The sequence below is a fragment of the Acinetobacter seifertii genome, assembly GCF_000368065.1.
In the GTDB taxonomy this organism is placed as follows: Bacteria; Pseudomonadota; Gammaproteobacteria; order Pseudomonadales; family Moraxellaceae; genus Acinetobacter; species Acinetobacter seifertii.
The window spans coordinates 49,038-68,899 of sequence record NZ_KB851202.1; the positions used below are offsets into that span (position 1 = coordinate 49,038).

Below are 19,862 nucleotides of genomic sequence, written 5' to 3' on the forward strand. Positions count from 1 at the left end.
AACAAAGAAAGTTAAATCCTGTGCTTGACTCTTGTGGTTAAAAACAGGACATTTTAAATGGTTTATCGCATAGACATTTTAATTGGTGAATAACAATATCAACTTTGACTATTCATTTAACTTAAGCCAAGATTATCTAATTGGTTAAAGTCAAAGTTTTCATCAAATAAGTGATTTAATTTTTTCTGATTTTTTAAATAAGAAAGTGTCCCTAAGAAGCAGGATTTACATAGACGAACTTCATATTTATCTTTCTTATCATCGGTGTTCGGATCCCAATCTGCTTTCAGTACACCATAATTGATTGGAGTTGGCTGGTCACAAATATCACACGTTATACATTGTGTGGTTTTCATTTGTAGAGAATTATTAGTGCTCAAGGTTAACACTCCAAAATATTGATAATAAAAATATATTTAGCCAGTAAATTCCCAACTTAACGCTTAAGAAGAGCACAAGATATTCTCAACCTAACAAGAAAGTATTCTCTTAATTAACTATCTGTTAATAAGTTTATATTTATTTAATTTATTATTTTTTATAATGATTTTCAAATATAATGAAGTGGCAATGTATAATTTAGAAAGTTTGTATTAACTCCTTTAATACGTTTACTTTTGATTGAAGTGAAAATTGATAATCTTTCTTCTTTTGAATTAAAAGTTCAATCTGAAATCTAATACTAGGAAATTCATTAAAACACTCGTTAAGATATTCAATTTCGAGCTCATTTTGCTGTAGTGCTTTATTAAGTTGATTAGTCTTCTCACAAATAGATACATAAGGCTCTTGTAATTCCACAGGTAAACAAATCTTCTTGATTTGATATGCATGATATTTAGAAGTGTATTTTTGGGGAATATTTATAGAATCCACAATAAAGTACTCCTTTACTAAATGATGAATAAAAAAGCTATGAACTACTTCAAAGTTTTCATCGTTATTTAAATAGCTGTTATGGCCTACAAATAACGACCATATTTCTGTGAACGCCAATTTATGAAAAGAATTTTTCATAAGGAAACGTAAAAACAATCTTTGCAGAATTTGTCTTTTCGTCATTTCTACCATCAAGTAACAATTAATATCCTATTTTGGGATATTTTTTAAAATAGTACACCATCTTCGGTTATGACCTCAATACATGACCCTAGATATATTGGTCTAATACAATGTTTAATATCTTTACGTGAGGAAAAAAATATAACTCAGGTAGAAGTAGCTTCATTTCTAAAAAAACATCAGTCGTATGTTGCTAAAGTAGAAAATTTAGATCGTAGATTGGACGTAATTGAATTACATGACTGGCTAAAAGTCCTTGATATACAATTTTCAGAATTTATTAAAATTTCAAAATTAGAAAAATATTAATTTTAATTAGATAAGATTTCTTTTTGTCTTCAAACTTAATATTAGCCTCTAAAAATTAAGCTTTAAAGCTTCAATGCGCAGTATTACAGAGTACTTTGTCGCATAGTTGTTTGTAATGTCGCATAGTTGTTTGTAAATCACAGCCAGATCATTCAGATGCCAATGGAATTTGGATTGAAATTCATGACCGTTATCAGTCTGAATGGTATGGATACGGAAAGGAAATTTGTCTATCACATCATTGACGAAATCAATAGCATTGGCTTGATTATGTCTATCGTAAATCTTTAATGCCCTAATTCTAGTTGCATCATCAATAGCGGTATATTGATAGCGTTTGACCTGTTTTCCCTTCTGATCTTTAAAAAAAAGAAACTTTACATCAACTTGCACATGATGCCCTGGTACTTGTTTTTCATAACGTTGATGAGTAGGAATAGAACGTTTACGCTGATTTTGGGGTAACCGATTCATGCCATGCCGTTTTAAAACATGGTATACGCCAGCTGCTGAAATCTTAATTTGGTGATAACGCCATAAATACCAACTGATCCGTAGCCGTCCAAAATGATAGTGTTGACGTAAATGAATAATCTTCTCTTCGATCTCAGCAGGGGTGCGTAATTTAGGGTTCTGTGGGCATGGCTTACTGTTGACTAATCCTATCTCTCCTTTGGATTTATAATTCTTCTTCCAACGATAAAAAGTATCTCGTGAAATACCAAAATATCGACAAGTCAATGCAACATTGCCATTTTGTTCAGCATGAGCAAACACTTTTAATTTATGGGCAATTTCCCGTTGGGCTTTTGTACTCAAAATTGAAACTCCTTTGACATGATATAAAATTTACCAAAATGTCAGTAGAAGTCTCAATTTTCACACATTATATTCCCCGTACTTAAATTCTTTATGATTAATCGCTTTATTGTATTGTTCTGAAACATCACGCCCTCGCAGACTAATATCATCGAGTGTTAATCCATTTTCAGCTAAGTAGGCTTCCGCATAACCCGCACAGAACTCTTTACGGCACTTTTCTAAAATTAGGGTTTCATATTCGATCTGATGCTCATCAAGATCACCTATTGGCAAATCATCAGGCTGTACTTATTTGGACATTTCAACTGCTTGACAGGGAACCTGTTTTAAATGAATTAGCAGAAATTAAAAAATATTTTCTTTTAATCTTTCCAGATAGTGTTTATCAATTAGCCTAAGTTGTTTTTAAAATTTATTTTTTAAATATAAAAGCTCTAAACCAAAGAAAGTTTTTCCATAAAAATATCAATGAATTAAAAATTATACGATTTATTGAACTGAATATATGGAGCATGAATTCTTATTTCTGGTCTATCAGACAAGCCGATCCTAATAGACCACTAGCACAGACTAAAATTACATAGGTCATTCAGTCGCTTCAAAGGCTAGTTTTTGATTAACTATGATGACATACAAACAGCCAGCTATATTCTCTCGGAAAGTGATGCAGGAACTTTTTCATTCTTGCTAATCATATCATCGACAACATCAGCAATGAGCTCTACTATTCCTGAAAGCGCTTTAGGCTGATCCGCATCAAGCCAAGACAATAATGGAAACTCAGCACACAATCCAACATATTCATTATCTTCTGCTGACCATATAACACGGTAAGTATATTGTTTGCTATCCATTTAACACCCCATCATGTTTTAAGTTTATGTATAAAAGTACGATTTTCACTTACTAGTACTTAAATAATCACCCCACCACTGCATCATTTCAGTCCGTTGAGCTAAATAGTCAGCGTGATTATAGCTGGCACGGGTACGGTTCTTATCAATATGTGAAAGTTGTGCCTCAATCCAATTATCTTGGAACAAACCTGAGTCATTCAAAATGGTACTAAAAGTAGAACGTAATCCATGAGAAGATAGTTGATGTTTGCCATACCCCATCTTACGTATGGCCATATTTAGAGTATTAAAATGAATCGGTTGATTGTGTTTGCGAGGGCTAGCAAAAAGGTATTTTTCACCGTATGACCACTGCATGACGTCTTTCAAAATCTCTAAAGCCTGATTTGAAAGTGGAACTAAAAAATCTGGAATCTCATGGCCTAATATGACTTTTCGTCGAAACTGTTTAATATGCAAGGCAGGTATTTTCCAGATTTTTTCATTTAAATCAAAATAATGAGGCTCAGCCAATAACAATTCAGCCCCTCGCACGCCAGTATGTAATTTGAACATCAGTGCTTTTTTAATAATGGGATGGGCATCCAATTTTTGTAATTTATTCTTAAAATCAGATATTTCCTCCGCTTTCAAATACGGATAATTTTTCTTGATTTTGCTGTTAATGGTGATTTTATTTAAACCATGAGCGATGTTGAACTCACAATAACCCATCGCTACAGCGTAGTCATAAATTTGGTTCAAATAACTACAAGCTTTTTTGACAGGTTCTTTTACTTGGCGTCCCTCTATTTTTTTGATTACTGAAACCAGGTCATAGCGCTTGATGTTTTGAAAAGGTAAATCCTGAAGGTCTGGATAAATATCTTGCTGTAAGCATCTTTCTGCTAACTGTAGTACACCACAGCGGGGTAGATCGTTGAAGGCATTCTTCAGTTTGAACTGTAACCACTCCTCCCCGAACTTACCAAAGGTGATAAGATTAGAGGCAGTATCATGTTCAAAACAGAAATTATTGTCTTTAAAGTCATCTCTGACTTGTCGTGCCTTTTTCAGCGATAAATCAGGATAAAGACCTAACTGAATGCGTCGACGTTTTTTGGTTAGTGGATCTGTATAACGATAGCACCAGGATTTCCTTCCATTCGGCTCAATCTTCAGGCTAAGTCCATCTTCATCGGATAAAAAACGCGTTTTTTCCTTGCAATGAGCTTGGCGAACTTTAATTTCAGTAAGACTCATGAAATTTAAATAAAACCTATCAGAGGATTGATTGCATCAATTATATCAAAATAGAACGCTTTATATATGATGCGTACCATACGCATCATACTATTTTTTAATTTATTGTTTTATATTAATTTAATTTTTAGTATTTCATTTTTAGTTACCAGCTTAAGTACCACCAATATTACTTGCAAGATATCTGAAACTGCTGCTCTAGGAATTTAATGCCGAGAAAGAGTTAAATTAACTTGATCAGCGAGTTTTTTATGTATCCAAATATGCCCCCCCAACGAAGACAATAAGACAGTCAAACGGTCAGGCAACAGGAGTATGATGTGAATGAATAGAATATTGGCAAAGAACCACTGAATTTGGCAACCGTTCTAGGGAGGCTATTACAGGGGATAATACAGCCTAAAACCTTGGACGGCTTTAAGCCGCTTACGATGTCACTTTCTGTGAAGATCCCGCTGGATATCAGCAAATGGAGATTATGATAAGGCGCTGGATCTTAGCCAACCAGTGATGGTCAAACGGGGTTCTTGGCAAGCCGAGCTTTTCTGTGCCAGTCGCCGATGAAATTGTGATTTCGATTTCTGAGAGGTTGTGCACTAATTCAATCAGATCGCGGATGATCTGTTGACTGAGCAGATTCGATCAGAAATGCTCCATATGATTCAAAGCCGGATTGAACAGAATATTGATTTATTACATGCAAGATAAACATCTGTATGAGGATAGATAGAAATTTTATCCTTCCCTGTATGTTCCTGTGGCTTAAAAATCAGTCTTGAAATATGACTAAATTTGGAAAATTCTTATTTTAAAATAAATGGGCCAAGATCATTGCAAATGACCTGATGGAGAAATATTTATCTATGTAATTGTATTTATTACAAATAAAATATTTAAAAAAGATTTAATCTAATAAGTTTCAGCAACCTTGCAAGATTTAAATCAGGTTATCGATGAGATCATCAGATGGAGATGCATCATCTCCATCTGATGAGGGTTTATTAATACTGCGTTTGACCTGGAATCCAATTGGTTCCAGCAAGCGGTACACGAGCCATTGCCGCCGCCTCGACATTCAGTGCCACCAGATCTTCCGGATCCAGATTATGCAAATGCGATTTACCGCAGGCACGTGCCATGGTTTGTGCTTCCAAGACTAAAACACGCAGGTAATTGGCCAAATGGCGTCCACCTTCAACCGGATCGAGACGTTTTGATAGTTCTGGATCCTGGGTCGTAATCCCTGCAGGGTCACGGCCATTTTGCCAGTCATCATAATAACCCGCTGCTGAACCAATTTCTTTCAGTTCTTTATCTAGACGCGGATGGTTATCTCCGAGCGCAATCAGCGCTGCTGTACCAATTGCTACCGCATCTGCTCCCAATGCCATCGCTTTGGCCACATCGGCACCTGTGCGGATACCACCAGAAACAATCAGCTGAACCTTACGGTGCATGCCCATTTCCTGCAAGGCTTGTACCGCTTGCGGAATGGCAGGAAGAATAGGAATACCGACGTGCTCAATAAATACTTCCTGGGTCGCTGCTGTACCGCCTTGCATACCATCCAGCACGATCACATCTGCACCCGCTTTCACCGCCAGTTTTACGTCATAATATGGACGGCTGGCCCCGATTTTGACATAAATTGGCTTTTCCCAATCGGTGATTTCACGGATTTCGGCAATTTTAATTGCCAAGTCATCTGGACCCGTCCAGTCCGGATGACGGCAAGCACTGCGCTGATCGACACCCACTGGCAAAGTACGCATGCCTGCCACACGTTCCGTCACTTTCATGCCCAGCAGCATACCGCCACCGCCGGGTTTAGCGCCTTGTCCGAGTACGATTTCAATCGCATCTGCTTTACGCAAATCGTCAGGATTCATGCCGTAGCGTGATGGCAAATATTGATACACCAATGTTTGCGAATGACCACGTTCTTCAGGGGTCATGCCACCGTCACCGGTGGTGGTAGATGTGCCGACCATAGAGGCACCGCGGCCTAAAGATTCTTTGGCATTGGCAGATAATGCACCAAAGCTCATACCGGCAATCGTTACAGGAATTTTTAAATGAATCGGTTTTTTCGCAAAGCGTGTACCCAGTACCACATCAGTACCGCATTTTTCACGATAGCCTTCCAGCGGGTAGCGTGACATGCTTGCACCAAGCAGCAGCAAATCATCAAAGTGTGGCACTTTACGTTTGGTACCACCGCCACGGATGTCATAGATGCCGGTTGCCGCTGCACGCTGGATTTCTTGAATGGTTAAACGGTCAAACGTTGCAGATTCACGTAACACGGGTTCAAATTCTTGGATAGTTTGAGTCATGATTGATTGCTCCATTATTACGCTTGATTAGTATGCAGATGCATTGTCGACTTTGAAGTTGTACAGTTGGCGTGCCGAACCATAACGTTTGAAAGAAGCAGGATCTTCATCAAATCCGGCTTTAGACAGCAGTTCTGCCAGTTCTGCCAGATGTTCCTGACGCATTTCTTTTTCAATACAGTCTGAACCTAGAGACTTCACCACACCTTTGACATAAATTCTGGTTTCATACAGCGAGTCGCCCAACGCGTCGCCTGCATCACCACAAACCACCAGACGGCCAGCCTGTCCCATGAAGCAGCTCATGTGTCCAATACTGCCGCCTACCACAATATCGACGCCTTTCATTGAAATGCCACAGCGTGCCCCAGCATCCCCTTCAATGACCAGCAGACCACCATGCGCTGTTGCGCCTGCTGCTTGAGAGGCATTGCCTTTGATATACACTGAACCTGACATCATATTTTCAGCTACGCCCACCCCAACATTACCGTTGACGATGACATGAGCTTCTTGATTCATGCCGGCGCAGTAATATCCGGCATGGCCGTCAATGGTGACATTCACAGGGGCTTTAATGCCAACTGCAATATTATGCTGGCCGCCTGGATTGCTGACTTTCCAGTCTACAATGCTGTCGGTCAGTTCTTTGCTATGCAGGGCCTGGTTTAAATCACGGATGCTGTCTACGCTTAAATCAAATTCATCTTTTAAAATTGAAGTGCTGATTTTTTCTGCAAATGCTGTATTCATAGGGTTATTCCTGTTTTCTATTCTGGGTCATTCTTAGGCGGCTTGATCTGCACTGCGTTGCCAAACATATAAGGTGGCTGGTTCTGGTTCCCAAACCTTGGCTTTGTCAATATTCGGCAATGATGCCAAGGCTTGATATTCGGAGGCCATGGCCACATAGTCATCGGTTTCTGCCAACACTGCCGGTTTACAGGCAATCGGATCACGGATCACGGCAAAACCGTTTTTGGTGCCAATGGCAAAGGTAAAGAAACCGTCCAGATCATCCAATGCGTTGTTCAGTGCTTCTGCCAGAGAATCCCCTTGCTGTAAACGCCAAGTCAGATAGCCTGCAGCCACTTCGGTATCGTTATCTGTTTCAAAGCTGATGCCTTCACGTTTTAACTCCTGGCGTAAACGGGCATGATTAGACAGAGAACCGTTATGCACTAAACATAAATCAGCGCCGGTAGAAAATGGATGACTGCCTTCCATAGTCACTGCACTTTCAGTGGCCATCCGGGTATGACCGATAATGTGACTGCCTTTCATATTCGCTAAACCGAAACGCTCAGAAATTTCGACCGGCAAACCCATACCTTTAAGAATTTCAATACTTTGACCGACACTCATGATCTTGAGCTGTGGGGCAATTTTGCCAATCGCCGCGCGCACTGTTTGTTCATCAGATTTTGCTTTAATGACTGCAGCCGTGGCGTTTTGGAACCAGTCCATGTCGGTGTTCAGTTCCGCTTTCAGTGCTTCTGCAAATGCAGACCAGTCAAATTCATCTTCAACCGACTGCAAGGTGAGTTTGACCCAGCCCTCAGACACTTCGTCACCATAAATGGCAAAGCCTGCGCTGTCAGGACCACGCCCGGTCATCGACTCCAGCATCGGTTCAAACAGTTTACCGAGTTGTGATTCCAAAGCTGGATTTTTTAAGTATAAGCCTACGATTCCGCACATAATTGTTCTCCGCTAAATGCTCTTTTTAATTCATGTCCTAGGGACGCTATGGGGTGAAAATAAAGTTTAGAAAAATTCGGTATAGCGCTGAATTTCCCAATCTGAAACATGGCGGCTGTATTCAACCCATTCCATGCTTTTTTGCAGGATGAATTCGTCAACTATTTCAGCACCGAGAGTTTCTCTAAACAGCGGATCTGCTTTTAGAGCCTCGACAGCTTCTTTCAGGGATTGAGGCAGGGTGCCAATACCACGTGCAGCAATTTCTTCCAAACTCAAGGTATACAGGTTTTCATTGCATGCAGGTGGCGGGGTCAGTTCACGTTCAATACCGTCTAAGCCGGCAGCAATAATCGCTGCAGAAACCAAATAAGGGTTGCAACCGGCATCCGGCAAACGCAGTTCAATACGGCCATAAGGGATACGAACCATGGCGGAGCGGTTATTTGAACCATAGGCAATAAATGCCGGTGCCCAGGTCGAACCTGAAAGGGAGCGACCCACCACCAGGCGCTTATATGAGTTCACAGTTGGGGCACAGAAGGCACACAGGGCCGGACCATGCTCAAGCAACCCTGCAATAAAGTGATAGGCCATTTTTGACAAGCCCATGCCTTGCGGATCACTGTCATCATTAAATAGGTTGCTGGATTCTGCACTGCCTATCGACAAGTGGAAATGCATGCCATTGCCGGCACGTTTCGGGTCTGGCTTGGGCATAAATGAACAGACCATGCCCAAATCATTGGCAATTTCACCGGCCGCCATACGGAAGAACGTGAACATATCCGCCGAGTTCATGGCATCACTATAGGTATAGTTAATCTCAAACTGGCCGTTTGCATCTTCATGGTCAATTTGGTAAATATCAAAACCGACTGGAATTAAAGCCTCGGTAATCCGTTCCAGGAACTGGCGTGAACGGGATAGACCTTTATAGTCATAGCAGGGCTTGTCCAGATTGTCTGACTCATCGACTGCTTTCAGTTTGCCGTCTTCACCACGGCGGAACAAGCTGAATTCAGGTTCCAGGCCGGTATTGAGGGTCCAGCCTTTAGCCGACAGGCGCTCAACTTGTTTGCGCAGTACATAGCGAGAATCGTAGGGATGCGGTTTGCCGTTGACATAGCCCTCACAGACCACACGGCCATAACCGGGCTGCCAGGGTACCGGTGTTAAAGAAGATAAATCACCTTTCACCATAAAGTCTGGACCATGCGGCTGCATTCCCATCCCTGAAATGGCAAAACCGGCAAAACCTACCCCTGCACCTTCAATGGCTTTGAGACCCGAAATCGGTACAGATTTCGTTTTTGCTGACCCATGAATATCGACAAACTGAGCCAATACATATTTTAATTGATGATCATCAATGACTTTCTGTACTTCTGCACGGTACTTGGGCTTGCTAATGATGTCCTGTTCTTCTTCAAAGAACTCTTTTACGATGGCCTGCTGGAACATATTTGACATACTCCCGATATGACAAAAAATGATATTTGGCTCGAATAATGCACAGATATTTGATTCAATGTATTATTCAGCAGAAGAAACTTTCTTTCCTAAAGAGAAAGCAATTCTCTTGCCAACTTTTTTAGATCGGTTAAAAAATTTGTGCTTGGGGCCTAAAAGCCTTAATATTCCTAAAGAGAATAAAAGTTTCATAAGATAATACTTTCATTCCACATCGGGGCTGCTTTTTAATTTTGATTAAGAGTCAGCAGAATTTAGATTCAAAACAGTGCGAGTTGATCCATAATGAGACAAAACAAGAACAGCCTTAAACTGGAACAGTACATTGGCATTCAAATCAAACGCTGCCGTCAGGAACAGGGCTTGAAACTGGCGGAAGTCGCACAGACTGCTGAAATCAGTCAGGGTATGCTGAGTAAAATTGAGAATGCCCAGGTCTCGACCAGCCTTGAAACGCTAAGCCGCCTATGTGAAGTACTGGGAATCCCCTTATCCACCTTATTCAGTCAATATGACCATCAGGAAAGCCGGGCAATGATTGTGAAATCAGGCGAAGGAATGGAGGTGGTGCGTCGTGGTACCGAAAAAGGGCATACGTATCATCTGCTGACCCATTCTCGCGGGCCGCGCAAAAACTTTGAAGCCTATTTGGTCAGCATGGATGATGCCAGCGAAGAATTTCCCACCTTTGCCCACCCGGGAACAGAGATGCTGTATCTGATTGAAGGTGAAATCATGTACCGTCATGGCGATGAAGTATTTCATATGCAGCCAGGCGACTGCTTGACTTTAGATGGTGAAATTCCGCATGGCCCAGAACAACTGATTAAAGTCCCGATCCGTTTGATCTCTATGGTGAACTATGGGGATAACCAGGCCGAATAAAGCGGCCCTGTTTTTATAAAAAAGATGGCAGTGCCATCTTTTTTGTTTATATGCTTCGAATAAACCGTGCGGTAGCGTATCAAAGTTTATCTTGCCCTACCCTTATTGCCCCTTCGCCATCTCAACAGCCCCCTCCTTTACGACAACAGTCCTCCGCTGTTGCAGAGATCAAAATTCAACTCTGGTATAAGAATTGCTTTGCTTAAAAATAAATAAATATTCCCAATAAGAATATATTATTGCAACGAATTGATTTTGGGATATTGATCTTTACAGCCTAGTAAAAAAATCCGGAGTACAACCTATGTGGGTAAATCATTTAAAAAGAATTGTCGCAGCGATCCTGCTGCTGCCTGGCTTGGCCTTTGCAGGTGAAACTGATCTGGATAGCGCCTCCACCGTATGGATGATGCTGTCCACACTGCTGGTACTGCTGATGTTTGTTCCCGGCTTGGCACTGTTTTATGGCGGTATGGTCCGTGCCAAAAATATTCTGTCCATTTATACCCAGTTTTTTGCTGTGGCAGGCGTGGTTTGTGTACTGTGGCTGACTGTGGTTTATAGCATGAGTGCAGACAAAACCCATATGCAAGCAGGGGTAACCAATCTCTACAGCTTTGTCGGCAGTTTAAATAAGGCCTTTCTGGTGGGTATTGATGAAAATACTCTGCTGGGCGGTGTACCTGAATATATTCTGATCATTTTTGGCATGACTTTCGCAATCATTACCCCCTGTCTGGCCATAGGTGCTTTTGCTGAACGCATGAAGTTTGGCGCGGTGGTGTTGTTTTCTGCTCTGTGGCTGGTTTTGGTATATGGACCAATGACTCATATGGTCTGGGGCGGTGAAGGTGCAATCATGCACACCTGGGGAGTTCTGGACTTTGCTGGCGGTACCGCGGTGCATATTAATGCCGGCATTGCCGCCTTAGTCGGCGCAATTGTATTAGGCAAGCGTAAAGGCTGGCCGGCTGCACCCGTTCCCCCGCACAATGTGGTCTATACCATGATCGGCGCAGCATTTTTATGGGTAGGCTGGTTCGGCTTTAACGTCGGTTCTGCATTCGCGGTAAATGCATCGGCCACCATTGCCATGATGACCACTATGGTGGCGACCTGCGGCGGCATCTTAGGCTGGATGGTGATTGAAAAAATGCATACCCATCATGTCACGGCTTTGGGCCTGGCTTCAGGTGCGATTGGCGGATTGGTGGGCATTACCCCTGCAGCAGCTTATGTCGGACCTTTTGGTGCGTTGGCGATCGGCTTTATCACCGCCATCTGCTGTTTTTATGCCGTGACCAAGCTGAAGCATAAAATGGGGATTGATGATGCCCTGGATGTCTTTGCTCTGCATGGCATAGGCGGCATGGTCGGCTGTATGCTTACCGGTATTTTCTGCATCCCGCAACTGGGCGGCAAAGTGGCCGACATTTCCCTGCTGAACCAGTTGGCTGCACAGGCAGGCAGTATTGTACTCACCGTAATTTATTGTGGCGTGCTGACCTGGCTGATTATGAAGTTCGTCGATAAGACCATCGGTTTACGTGTAACCCCGGAACAGGAAGAGCGCGGTCTAGATGTCAGCGATCACAACGAACGTGCATATAACAATTAACGCCACGGCCAGCTTTCAACTGATAAATTAAAATTTCATTTTAGTCCATTTAAAATTCTTCAACTTCACCAAGCAAATGCTTCAGGGCATTTGCTTTTATTTTTGCAAGTACAATGCCGAGACTGGCAATTCCCATCTGCTTTCCCGGGGTGAAAACACCTGACCATGGCTAAAGGACTACTTCTTTTGAGATATAGACGTCCTAGCTTTAAAATGATTATGATAGATCGTTTAACTGTAAATTAAGTAAAAATATATACTTGAAAAATAATAAAATAATTATTAATTACAGACTAGTGGTATAAGAATTGCATCTTGAATCATGAAAGAAATATTCCCTTTAGTAATACCAATTCCCACCAAAAAATGGTCAAGCTAATGTAAATCCATATTCATGAGATTCAGGAGCAATTCATGATAATGAACAATGTGAAGAAGTTACTCATGCTGAGTGTACTGCTGTCGCCTAGCGCAGTTTTTGCCGCTGAGGGAACGATTGATGGACCTGCCACTGTATGGCTCATGGTTTCTATTGTTATTGTCCTGCTGATGTTTATTCCAGGACTTGCGCTGTTTTATGGCGGTATGGTCCGCGCCAAAAATATCCTGTCTTTATTTACCCAGTTTTTTGCGATTGCCGGGATTGTCGGCATTTTATGGGTGGCCGGGGTATATAGCCTGGCAACCGATACCACTAATATGCAAGAGGGCGTTTATAACCTGAACAGCATTGTCGGTGGCCTGGATAAACTGATGCTGCAGGGCATCACCGCAGAAAGTCTGGCAGGTGGCATTCCTGAATATATCTTGATTGTGTTCCTGATGACCTTTGCCATGATAACGCCGTGTATTGCACTGGGTGGCTTTGCGGAAAGAATGAAATTCCGGGCAACGGTTATTTTTTCATCTCTGTGGATAGTGCTGGTCTATGGCCCAATGGCGCATATGGTATGGGGCGGCAAAGGTGCATTATTCCATAACTGGGGAGTATTGGACTTTGCCGGCGGTACTGCGGTACATATTGCCGCCGGGGTCACGGCATTTGTTGGTGCCATAGTGGTGGGCAAACGTAAAGGCTGGCCTGCTACGCCGATGCCGCCGCACAATGTAGTATTTGTGATGATTGGCGCAGCATTGCTCTGGGCCGGCTGGTTCGGTTTTAACGTGGGTTCGGCTCTGGCCATCAATTCTTCAGCCGCACTGATTTTGATGACCACCATGCTGGCAACCTGCGGTGGTATTGTCGGCTGGATGTTTGCTGAAAAAATGTATTCCGGCCATGTCACAGCCTTTGGTCTGGCTTCAGGTGCCATTGGCGGCTTGGTGGGCATTACCCCGGCGGCCGCTTATGTTGGCCCTTTTGGTGCAATTGTGATTGGCCTGCTCACCAGTATGGCCAGCTATTACGCGATTATGATACTAAAGAAAAAGCTCGGCGTAGACGACGCGCTGGATGTATTTTCATTACATGGCATTGGCGGTATGGTTGGCTTCCTGCTGACCGGTATTTTCTGTATTCCGGAGTTGGGCGGCAATGTTGAAGGCATTTCCCTGCTCCCGCAATTCTTGGCACAACTGGCCAGTATTGCGATGACCTTTGCCTATGTCGGCATCTTGAGCTGGATCTTGCTGAAAATCATTGATAAAACCGTGGGGCTACGTGTCACGGCAGAACAGGAACAACAAGGCCTGGATGTCAGTGATCATAACGAACGTGCTTATAATTAAAGGCCGTGGAAAATCAAGTAACAAGGGCTTCGGCCCCACTGCTGTCCCATAGTTTGCTTTAAATAAAAAAACCTGAGTCCTAACAGTTAAAATATGAGTGCAAACAAACACTTTAACGACCAGGATTCAGGTTTTGTCACATCAGAATACCGTATTTCATGAGCTAATTAAACCTGTTGTGCGACAGGATTTTGAACAACTTGCTAAAGTACACCATGTTGGACAGAAATTTAGAGCGGCTTCCCGGTGGGATCAGTTTATTGCCATATTGATGTCTCAATTCTCTTGTAGGCAAAGTCTGAGAGATATTCAATCCAATTTGGAGTGCCAACAGGAAAAGCTAAGTCATCTCGGAGCAAAATCTATTCCCCGAAGCACGCTGGCACGAATCAATGAGCAGCAGCCTGCTGCCTTGTATCAACAGCTATTTTACAAGTTGCTTAAATACTATGAACACTCAAAAGTAGCTCATAAATTTCGCTTTAAGAATCCCTTGTATTCCTTGGATGCCAGTCATATTGACCTGTCGCTTTCCTTAAGTGAATGGGCCAAAGTTCATGACTCAAAAGCCAGCATGAAACTCAGCATAGGATTGAATCACAGCAATGATATTCCTGAGTTTGTTGCAGTTGAAAATGGCAAAGAAAATGACATGGTACAAGGCCGCAAATTCCAGTTTCCTGCTGGCAGCATTGTAGTTTTTGATAAAGGCTATGTCGATTACCAATGGTATGCAAATCTGACTGCTCAAAACATTGGATTTGTCACACGTTTTAGGCCTAAATCTGTGTATCAGGTGATCCAGCAACATCCAGTGCTTGAATCCAAAGGTATTCTAAAAGATGAAACCATTCAGCTGAATAGCGCACATGCCCTAAAAAGAAAAGCCCCAGTGTTAAGAAGAATTGAATATAGAGATCAGCAAAGTGGCAAGCACTTTAGCTTTCTCAGCAATAACTTTCATTTAGCCGCCTCCACCATTGCGGCGATTTATAAAGATCGTTGGAAAGTTGAGCTGTTCTTTAAGGCGATTAAGCAGAATCTCAAATTAAAAGCGTTTCTAGGCCGCAGCAGGAACGCAATTCAGACACAAATCTGGATTGCGATGATCGCCTATTTATTGGTGAGTTTCGCTCAACATTTAGGGAAAACAGGTTGGACAGTTCAACGTTTACTCAGAATAATTCAAGTGAATTTGTTTGAAAGAAGAACTTTAAAAGCTTTATTTTCACCCGATAAAATACCCATAAAACAACAGGAAGCTCAAATGAGCTTCCTCTTGTGAAAAATTGTGGGACAGCAATGGCTTCGGCCCTTGTTTTTTTATGGCGGCTTGGGATAAACATCGCTTTGCATCATTTGCATACATGGCTATGCTGCCCTTTGCGGATTAAATCCCGCTACTGTCCATCTGCGGATTTTAACTGCTGAGTACCCTGTCAACGGGTTAACAATTATTCTCTCTTATGAGCAAAACAGGGATAGATAGCTTGCTGACGGCTTCCTTTCGGTCATTTCCCAGAGCACATCTTTGAGATTGTATGATCGAATGCCGAGTGCTCCAGCACTATAGGTTGCTGAACATTCCCAAAAAACCACAAGGAAAATTTTCTATACAGGGTCATCATTATAGAGAAATCGGGTAGCGCGATCATGTAGCCATGGTGGCAAGAACAAACGACGGATTTCGTCCTATTGCTTTGAAGCATTTAATTTTTTTCTTGATCAAAACGATGCTTTAGTAAATGGTGAATGCTTAAAAGCATAGTGCTGGAATGGGCGGCTGTACGCTCTTATGATAAAGGTTGATTGCTGTCCTGACTCTAGGGCATAAAGCAAATGGCTGCCAGCTTACGCTAACAGCCATTCAGGGGGATTACAGTTGGGGGAAAACAGAATTGTTATTTATGCAATGCTGAGCAGCCCGTCAATACCGACAGCCTGACCATCAAATTCTGCAATGGCATCCAGCAGGACATTCCACAAATACAGTGCAGAAGCCCGGTCACACAAGAGATTGAATTTCGGCGCCTGGGCATCGCTGACATTCATCACCACAGCATTAATGCGCGCCACCGAGGTCTGTGCAATCTGACCTGCAGCAAAAGCTTCTGCGGACAAATCGACGGCACACAGCTTAGCCATGATGAAAGCCACAGATTGCCCAGTTAGCTGAATCCAGGCATGGCTATCCTGACGCGGCAGCAGATAGTTGGCGCGGTCACTCAGCTCCCAGCTCTGTTCCAGTGCGGCTATACTTTCACCAAAATCCTGCATTGCACCCAGCACTAAATATTCGGTCGCAGACAGCCGTGCCACAATGCTGCCATTGGCCTGATGACACAATCGATTGGGTTCATCCGGCAATCTAAAACCCGCTGCAGTTAAATAGCTGGCACTGTCGGTTCCCCGGAAACCGACGCGTGGCATATTGGTTAAATCCACCACTGCACATTGCTGAATGTGCTGGGACTTACCGCCTGCAAGAAACATGCGTCCTGCGCCATAAGACTGATAGGCCGCACAGGTTTTTTGAATGGGACTGCGTTCTGCTTGAGGTAAAATACTCATGATCAGATCTCCTGACGGGCATTATTAGGGTCATAGAAAGGCGCTTTTACTACTGTGGCGTAGACACTTGCACCTTTTTCCACACGAATCTGGAACTGCTGGCCCACTGCGCTTTGCTCGATACCGACATACGCCATGCCAATAATTTGGTCCAGAGTGGGTGAATATTCACACGAAGTTACGTTTCCTGTAATTTTGTCGCCATTCAGCACAATATGGCCTTCCAGCGGTTTTTGCTGCTGTTTGTCCAGCACAAAAGACACCAATTTGCGTTTCATGGGCTGCTGTTCCAAAATGGCAATGGAACGCTTGCCCACGAACCATGGCTTGCTTTTCGCTACAGCCCAGCCTAAGTCCACTTCTTTAGGATGCGACATGCCATCGGTATCCTGACTGATAATGATATGACCCTTTTCCAAACGCAGTAGTCGCTGGCTTTCCACCCCAAAAGGCTTCATGGAGAACTCTTGACCCGCCTGCATCAGCAGATCCCACATGAACTCGCCATAACGTGCAGGGAAGTGAATTTCATAGCCCAATTCGCCTACAAAGCCAACGCGCAAGATACGCACAGCAATGCCCTGAATGGTTCCGGTGCGCAAACCCAGGTAGGGAAATGCTGCTGCACTGAAGTCCACGTCCTGACAGACCTTTTGCAGCACTTTGCGGGAATTCGGACCGGCAATATTCACCGCCGCAAATGCCGACGTGACATTGGCTATATCGACATTTAAGCGCCACTGCGCATTCCATTTCAGCATTTGCTGGTAAATGCGGTCTACCCCACTGGTGGTTGCGGTAACATAAAAGTGGTTTTCACTTAAACGCCCGGCAACACCATCGTCTATCACCACGCCATCTTCGGCAGTCATGACTGCATAACGGGTTTTACCCACCGGTAATTTTACAAAACCAAAGGTATATAATCGGTTGAGGAACTCGCCGCTGTCAGGCCCGCGAAGATCTAATCCGCCTAAAGTAGATACATCAATCATGCCGACATTCTGACGTACATTGCGCACTTCGTTTTCAATATGCTGCAAACGGCCAGAGACGTCACCATAATAGGCCGGACGCTGCCAGTTGCCTGCCGGCATCATTTGTGCACCGGCCTCAATATGGCGTTGATGCATGGCGGTCTGACGGAAAGGATCAAAACCGCGTCCCGCAATATGCGCCAATTTTTCTGCAGTGAACGGTGGACGGGCGGTCGTCACCCCGGTTTCGCTCACTGTGCGGTCTGTATATTTTGCCACGAGACGCGCAGTAGGCAAGGCTGAATGACGGCCTTGAGAAGGTCCCATACCCACAGTAGAAAAACGCTTGACCAGCTGTACATCACGGTAGCCCGATTTGGTGGCATTAATAATGTCGCGGATTTGCAGGTCTTCATCATAATCGACAAATTCTTTGCCCTTAGGATGCGCGAAAATTGGCCATGGGAAATTCACCGCTGCTTCGACAACAGGTTTTTTCGCTGCTGTAGCAGCATTGCCCAAAATGGCATTCACTGCATCCGTGGCGGTTTGCACTGCATCATGCAGAACATTGTCCAGCTGATGCACACCGGCAACAGAGCCGCTAATGTGCAATCCCTGAGGTAAACCGGAAATGCTGAACTGTGCCTTTTTGTCGTTATAGTTCAGTTTGGCACCGGCTTGACACAGCAGCTGGTACACCGGCATATAACCGGATGACATGGCCAGCACATCACAATCAATTTTCTTGCTGTGTGTACCCACCTGGCCTTCTGCAACAATACTGCGTATATCGACTCCGGTCAGATGCTGCATGTCCTTGCTATGCAAGGCTTCATACACGGTACTGCTGAGATAGACCGGAATGTGGTGCAGTTCAACCGCTTTTTGCAAAGCGGGATCTTCTGCACCGGCGCGCATGTCGACTAGGGCGGCCACAGAGATACCGGCTTCGGCCAGATCTAGGGCGGCCAGATAGCCGTCATCGTTACCGGTTAAAATAACCGTTTTCTGGCCGGGCCGTACCCCATACAGTTTGACCAGACGCTGTACGGCACTGGTCAACAGCACACCGGGCAAGTCGTTGTTGCGGAACACCACTGGCTGGTCAAAACTGCCGCTGGCCACAATGCATTGCTTGGCACGGACTTTATACATACGCTTGCCTTGAATGACCGGTAAATAATGATCGGTAAACCAGGCATTACAAATGGCTTGTTTCAGCACGCTAATGTTTTCATGCTGTTCTACTTGCGCAATCAGTTTGGCTGCACATGCAGCGGCTTTTTTACCCTCGGCATCAAAACGCGCATAATGCAGGCTACCACCCAGTATTTTATCCTGTTCAATTAACAACACTTTCATGCCGGCATTCGCGGCGGTTAACGCTGCCTGCAAGCCGGCCGGACCGGCACCAATAATGGCAATATCTGTAAATAGATAGGCTTTGTCATAGTATTCAGGCTGAAAATTCAGATCCAGCACCCCCAGCCCGGCTTTTTTACGGATCATGGTCTCCCACAGCTTCCAGACCCCTTTAGGCTTGTAGAATGAGCGGTAATAGAAGCCGACAGGCATAAATTTTGAGAATTTGCCTAAAAACGCATCGCTGTCTTTCATTAACGAGCCAGCATAGTTTTGCCCCATTGCCGACAGATGCGCTGCAATCTCGGTGCTATCTGCCAGTACATTCGGCTCCTGCGGCAATTGAATCAGCGTATTGGCATCTTGTCCCGCCATGGTTAAAGGTGCACGCGGACGGTGGTATTTAAAAGAGCGCGACATAATCCAGCGCTGATTGGCAATCAAGGCACTGGCAATACTGTCGCCCGCATAGCCCTGAAAAGTCTGCTGATCAAACTGAAAAGTCACAGGCTGGTTGCGGTCAATCAAAATGCCATACGGCAAAGGCAGTCGGTTTAAATCTAGATTGCTCATGCGGATACCTCCTGTTTAGCAGCCTGTTCTGCTGTTTTTTCTGTAGCTGGCGGATTTTCAAAATCGATGCGCTGGCTAAACATTTCCTTGGCATCAAAGGTACGCAGAATTTCATCGCTCACTGTATGGCGCTCGGCAATAAACCAATAACTGCTTGGGGTATGCATCCACCATTCCAGTACCACACCGGCAATATTGCTTTTATTGAACACATAATCTGCCCATTCTTCATTGCTGCAGGTGTTCTGGTCCGGCATGGTTTTCAGCTCGCCGCCATAACTAAATTCACTGATATTTCTTGGACCATTTAAAGGACAAATCATTATTTTCATGGGTTTACTCC

17 protein-coding genes and 1 pseudogene are annotated in these 19,862 nt (G+C 43.7%); 5 read left to right on the top strand and 13 right to left on the bottom strand.

Translation table 11 applies throughout. The features are described 5' to 3' along the window. Positions 1–116 precede the first annotated feature (116 nt). Complete coding sequence (locus tag F985_RS19685; protein ID WP_004704265.1) at positions 117–380, bottom strand: hypothetical protein; 264 nt, start codon at positions 378–380, stop codon at positions 117–119. 199 nt (positions 381–579) lie between these two features. Then, complete coding sequence (locus F985_RS19690) at positions 580–1,062, bottom strand: hypothetical protein (protein WP_228128587.1); 483 nt, start codon at positions 1,060–1,062, stop codon at positions 580–582. A gap of 69 nt (positions 1,063–1,131) precedes the next feature. Between F985_RS19690 and F985_RS19695 the strand changes: the two genes are divergently transcribed. After that, entirely contained in the window at positions 1,132–1,371 is a 240-nt protein-coding gene (locus F985_RS19695) for a helix-turn-helix domain-containing protein (RefSeq protein WP_004704269.1), read from the top strand. 138 nt (positions 1,372–1,509) lie between these two features. Here the strand turns inward: F985_RS19695 and F985_RS19700 are convergent. The 8 genes and pseudogenes from F985_RS19700 to glnT form a co-directional block, all read right to left on the bottom strand. Then, positions 1,510–2,190: pseudogene (locus tag F985_RS19700) on the bottom strand (helix-turn-helix domain-containing protein); the annotation flags it as partial. 60 nt (positions 2,191–2,250) lie between these two features. Then, the gene (locus F985_RS25635; RefSeq protein ID WP_004704274.1) at positions 2,251–2,466 is read right to left on the bottom strand and encodes a hypothetical protein; all 216 of its coding nucleotides are present in this window, start codon (positions 2,464–2,466) and stop codon (positions 2,251–2,253) included. Between the two features lie 371 nt (positions 2,467–2,837). Beyond that, on the bottom strand, positions 2,838–3,047 hold the full coding sequence (locus tag F985_RS0104685) for a hypothetical protein (protein WP_004704276.1): 210 nt from the start codon (positions 3,045–3,047) through the stop codon (positions 2,838–2,840). Positions 3,048–3,092: 45 nt separating this feature from the next. After that, complete coding sequence (locus F985_RS19710) at positions 3,093–4,292, bottom strand: tyrosine-type recombinase/integrase (protein WP_004704278.1); 1,200 nt, start codon at positions 4,290–4,292, stop codon at positions 3,093–3,095. 1,001 nt (positions 4,293–5,293) lie between these two features. Next, positions 5,294–6,628, bottom strand: coding sequence for an FMN-binding glutamate synthase family protein (locus F985_RS19715; protein WP_004704280.1), 1,335 nt, complete (start codon positions 6,626–6,628; stop codon positions 5,294–5,296). A gap of 27 nt (positions 6,629–6,655) precedes the next feature. Further along, positions 6,656–7,381 carry a GltB/FmdC/FwdC-like GXGXG domain-containing protein gene (locus F985_RS19720; protein WP_004704281.1) on the bottom strand — a complete coding sequence of 242 codons (726 nt, stop codon included), beginning with the start codon at positions 7,379–7,381 and terminating at the stop codon, positions 6,656–6,658. Positions 7,382–7,414: 33 nt separating this feature from the next. Then, positions 7,415–8,329, bottom strand: coding sequence for a class II glutamine amidotransferase (locus F985_RS19725; RefSeq protein ID WP_004704283.1), 915 nt, complete (start codon positions 8,327–8,329; stop codon positions 7,415–7,417). Positions 8,330–8,395: 66 nt separating this feature from the next. Continuing rightward, complete coding sequence (gene glnT, locus F985_RS19730) at positions 8,396–9,793, bottom strand: type III glutamate--ammonia ligase (RefSeq protein WP_004704285.1); 1,398 nt, start codon at positions 9,791–9,793, stop codon at positions 8,396–8,398. Between the two features lie 294 nt (positions 9,794–10,087). Here glnT and F985_RS19735 point away from each other — a divergent pair, with 294 nt between their 5' ends. From F985_RS19735 to F985_RS19750, 4 genes are all read left to right on the top strand, one after another. Beyond that, positions 10,088–10,687, top strand: a complete 600-nt coding sequence (locus F985_RS19735; RefSeq protein WP_004704287.1) for a helix-turn-helix domain-containing protein — start codon at positions 10,088–10,090, stop codon at positions 10,685–10,687. A 304-nt stretch (positions 10,688–10,991) separates the two neighbouring features. Then, positions 10,992–12,305 (top strand): ammonium transporter, encoded by a 1,314-nt coding sequence (locus F985_RS19740; RefSeq protein ID WP_004704288.1) that lies wholly within the window; start codon positions 10,992–10,994, stop codon positions 12,303–12,305. Between the two features lie 414 nt (positions 12,306–12,719). Then, on the top strand, positions 12,720–14,033 hold the full coding sequence (locus F985_RS19745; RefSeq protein ID WP_004704289.1) for an ammonium transporter: 1,314 nt from the start codon (positions 12,720–12,722) through the stop codon (positions 14,031–14,033). Positions 14,034–14,166: 133 nt separating this feature from the next. After that, on the top strand, positions 14,167–15,318 hold the full coding sequence (locus tag F985_RS19750) for an IS4-like element ISAbe18 family transposase (RefSeq protein WP_004704290.1): 1,152 nt from the start codon (positions 14,167–14,169) through the stop codon (positions 15,316–15,318). Positions 15,319–15,938: 620 nt separating this feature from the next. On the opposite strand, the gene F985_RS19755 is transcribed toward F985_RS19750, so the two are convergent. The 3 genes from F985_RS19755 to F985_RS19765 are packed head-to-tail and all read right to left on the bottom strand — an operon-like array spanning position 15,939 to position 19,851. Next, the gene (locus tag F985_RS19755; protein WP_004704291.1) at positions 15,939–16,604 is read right to left on the bottom strand and encodes a sarcosine oxidase subunit gamma; all 666 of its coding nucleotides are present in this window, start codon (positions 16,602–16,604) and stop codon (positions 15,939–15,941) included. 2 nt (positions 16,605–16,606) lie between these two features. After that, positions 16,607–19,519: a glycine cleavage T C-terminal barrel domain-containing protein gene (locus F985_RS19760; RefSeq protein ID WP_004704292.1), complete on the bottom strand. Its 2,913-nt coding sequence runs from the start codon at positions 19,517–19,519 to the stop codon at positions 16,607–16,609. Beyond that, complete coding sequence (locus F985_RS19765) at positions 19,516–19,851, bottom strand: sarcosine oxidase subunit delta (protein ID WP_004704293.1); 336 nt, start codon at positions 19,849–19,851, stop codon at positions 19,516–19,518. The genes F985_RS19760 and F985_RS19765 overlap by 4 nt, the downstream gene beginning before the upstream one ends. Positions 19,852–19,862: the final 11 nt, after the last annotated feature.

Excerpts from the sequence above, each read along its gene's own strand:
- F985_RS19690 (WP_228128587.1), bottom strand. The coding sequence starts at position 1,062 with ATGACGAAAAGACAAATTCTGCAAAGATTGTTTTTACGTTTCCTTATG.
- F985_RS19695 (WP_004704269.1), top strand. The coding sequence starts at position 1,132 with ATGACCTCAATACATGACCCTAGATATATTGGTCTAATACAATGTTTA.
- F985_RS0104685 (WP_004704276.1), bottom strand. The coding sequence starts at position 3,047 with ATGGATAGCAAACAATATACTTACCGTGTTATATGGTCAGCAGAAGAT.
- F985_RS19710 (WP_004704278.1), bottom strand. The coding sequence starts at position 4,292 with ATGAGTCTTACTGAAATTAAAGTTCGCCAAGCTCATTGCAAGGAAAAA.
- F985_RS19715 (WP_004704280.1), bottom strand. The coding sequence starts at position 6,628 with ATGACTCAAACTATCCAAGAATTTGAACCCGTGTTACGTGAATCTGCA.
- F985_RS19720 (WP_004704281.1), bottom strand. The coding sequence starts at position 7,381 with ATGAATACAGCATTTGCAGAAAAAATCAGCACTTCAATTTTAAAAGAT.
- F985_RS19725 (WP_004704283.1), bottom strand. The coding sequence starts at position 8,329 with ATGTGCGGAATCGTAGGCTTATACTTAAAAAATCCAGCTTTGGAATCA.
- glnT (WP_004704285.1), bottom strand. The coding sequence starts at position 9,793 with ATGTTCCAGCAGGCCATCGTAAAAGAGTTCTTTGAAGAAGAACAGGAC.
- F985_RS19735 (WP_004704287.1), top strand. The coding sequence starts at position 10,088 with ATGAGACAAAACAAGAACAGCCTTAAACTGGAACAGTACATTGGCATT.
- F985_RS19740 (WP_004704288.1), top strand. The coding sequence starts at position 10,992 with ATGTGGGTAAATCATTTAAAAAGAATTGTCGCAGCGATCCTGCTGCTG.
- F985_RS19745 (WP_004704289.1), top strand. The coding sequence starts at position 12,720 with ATGATAATGAACAATGTGAAGAAGTTACTCATGCTGAGTGTACTGCTG.
- F985_RS19755 (WP_004704291.1), bottom strand. The coding sequence starts at position 16,604 with ATGAGTATTTTACCTCAAGCAGAACGCAGTCCCATTCAAAAAACCTGT.
- F985_RS19760 (WP_004704292.1), bottom strand. The coding sequence starts at position 19,519 with ATGAGCAATCTAGATTTAAACCGACTGCCTTTGCCGTATGGCATTTTG.
- F985_RS19765 (WP_004704293.1), bottom strand. The coding sequence starts at position 19,851 with ATGAAAATAATGATTTGTCCTTTAAATGGTCCAAGAAATATCAGTGAA.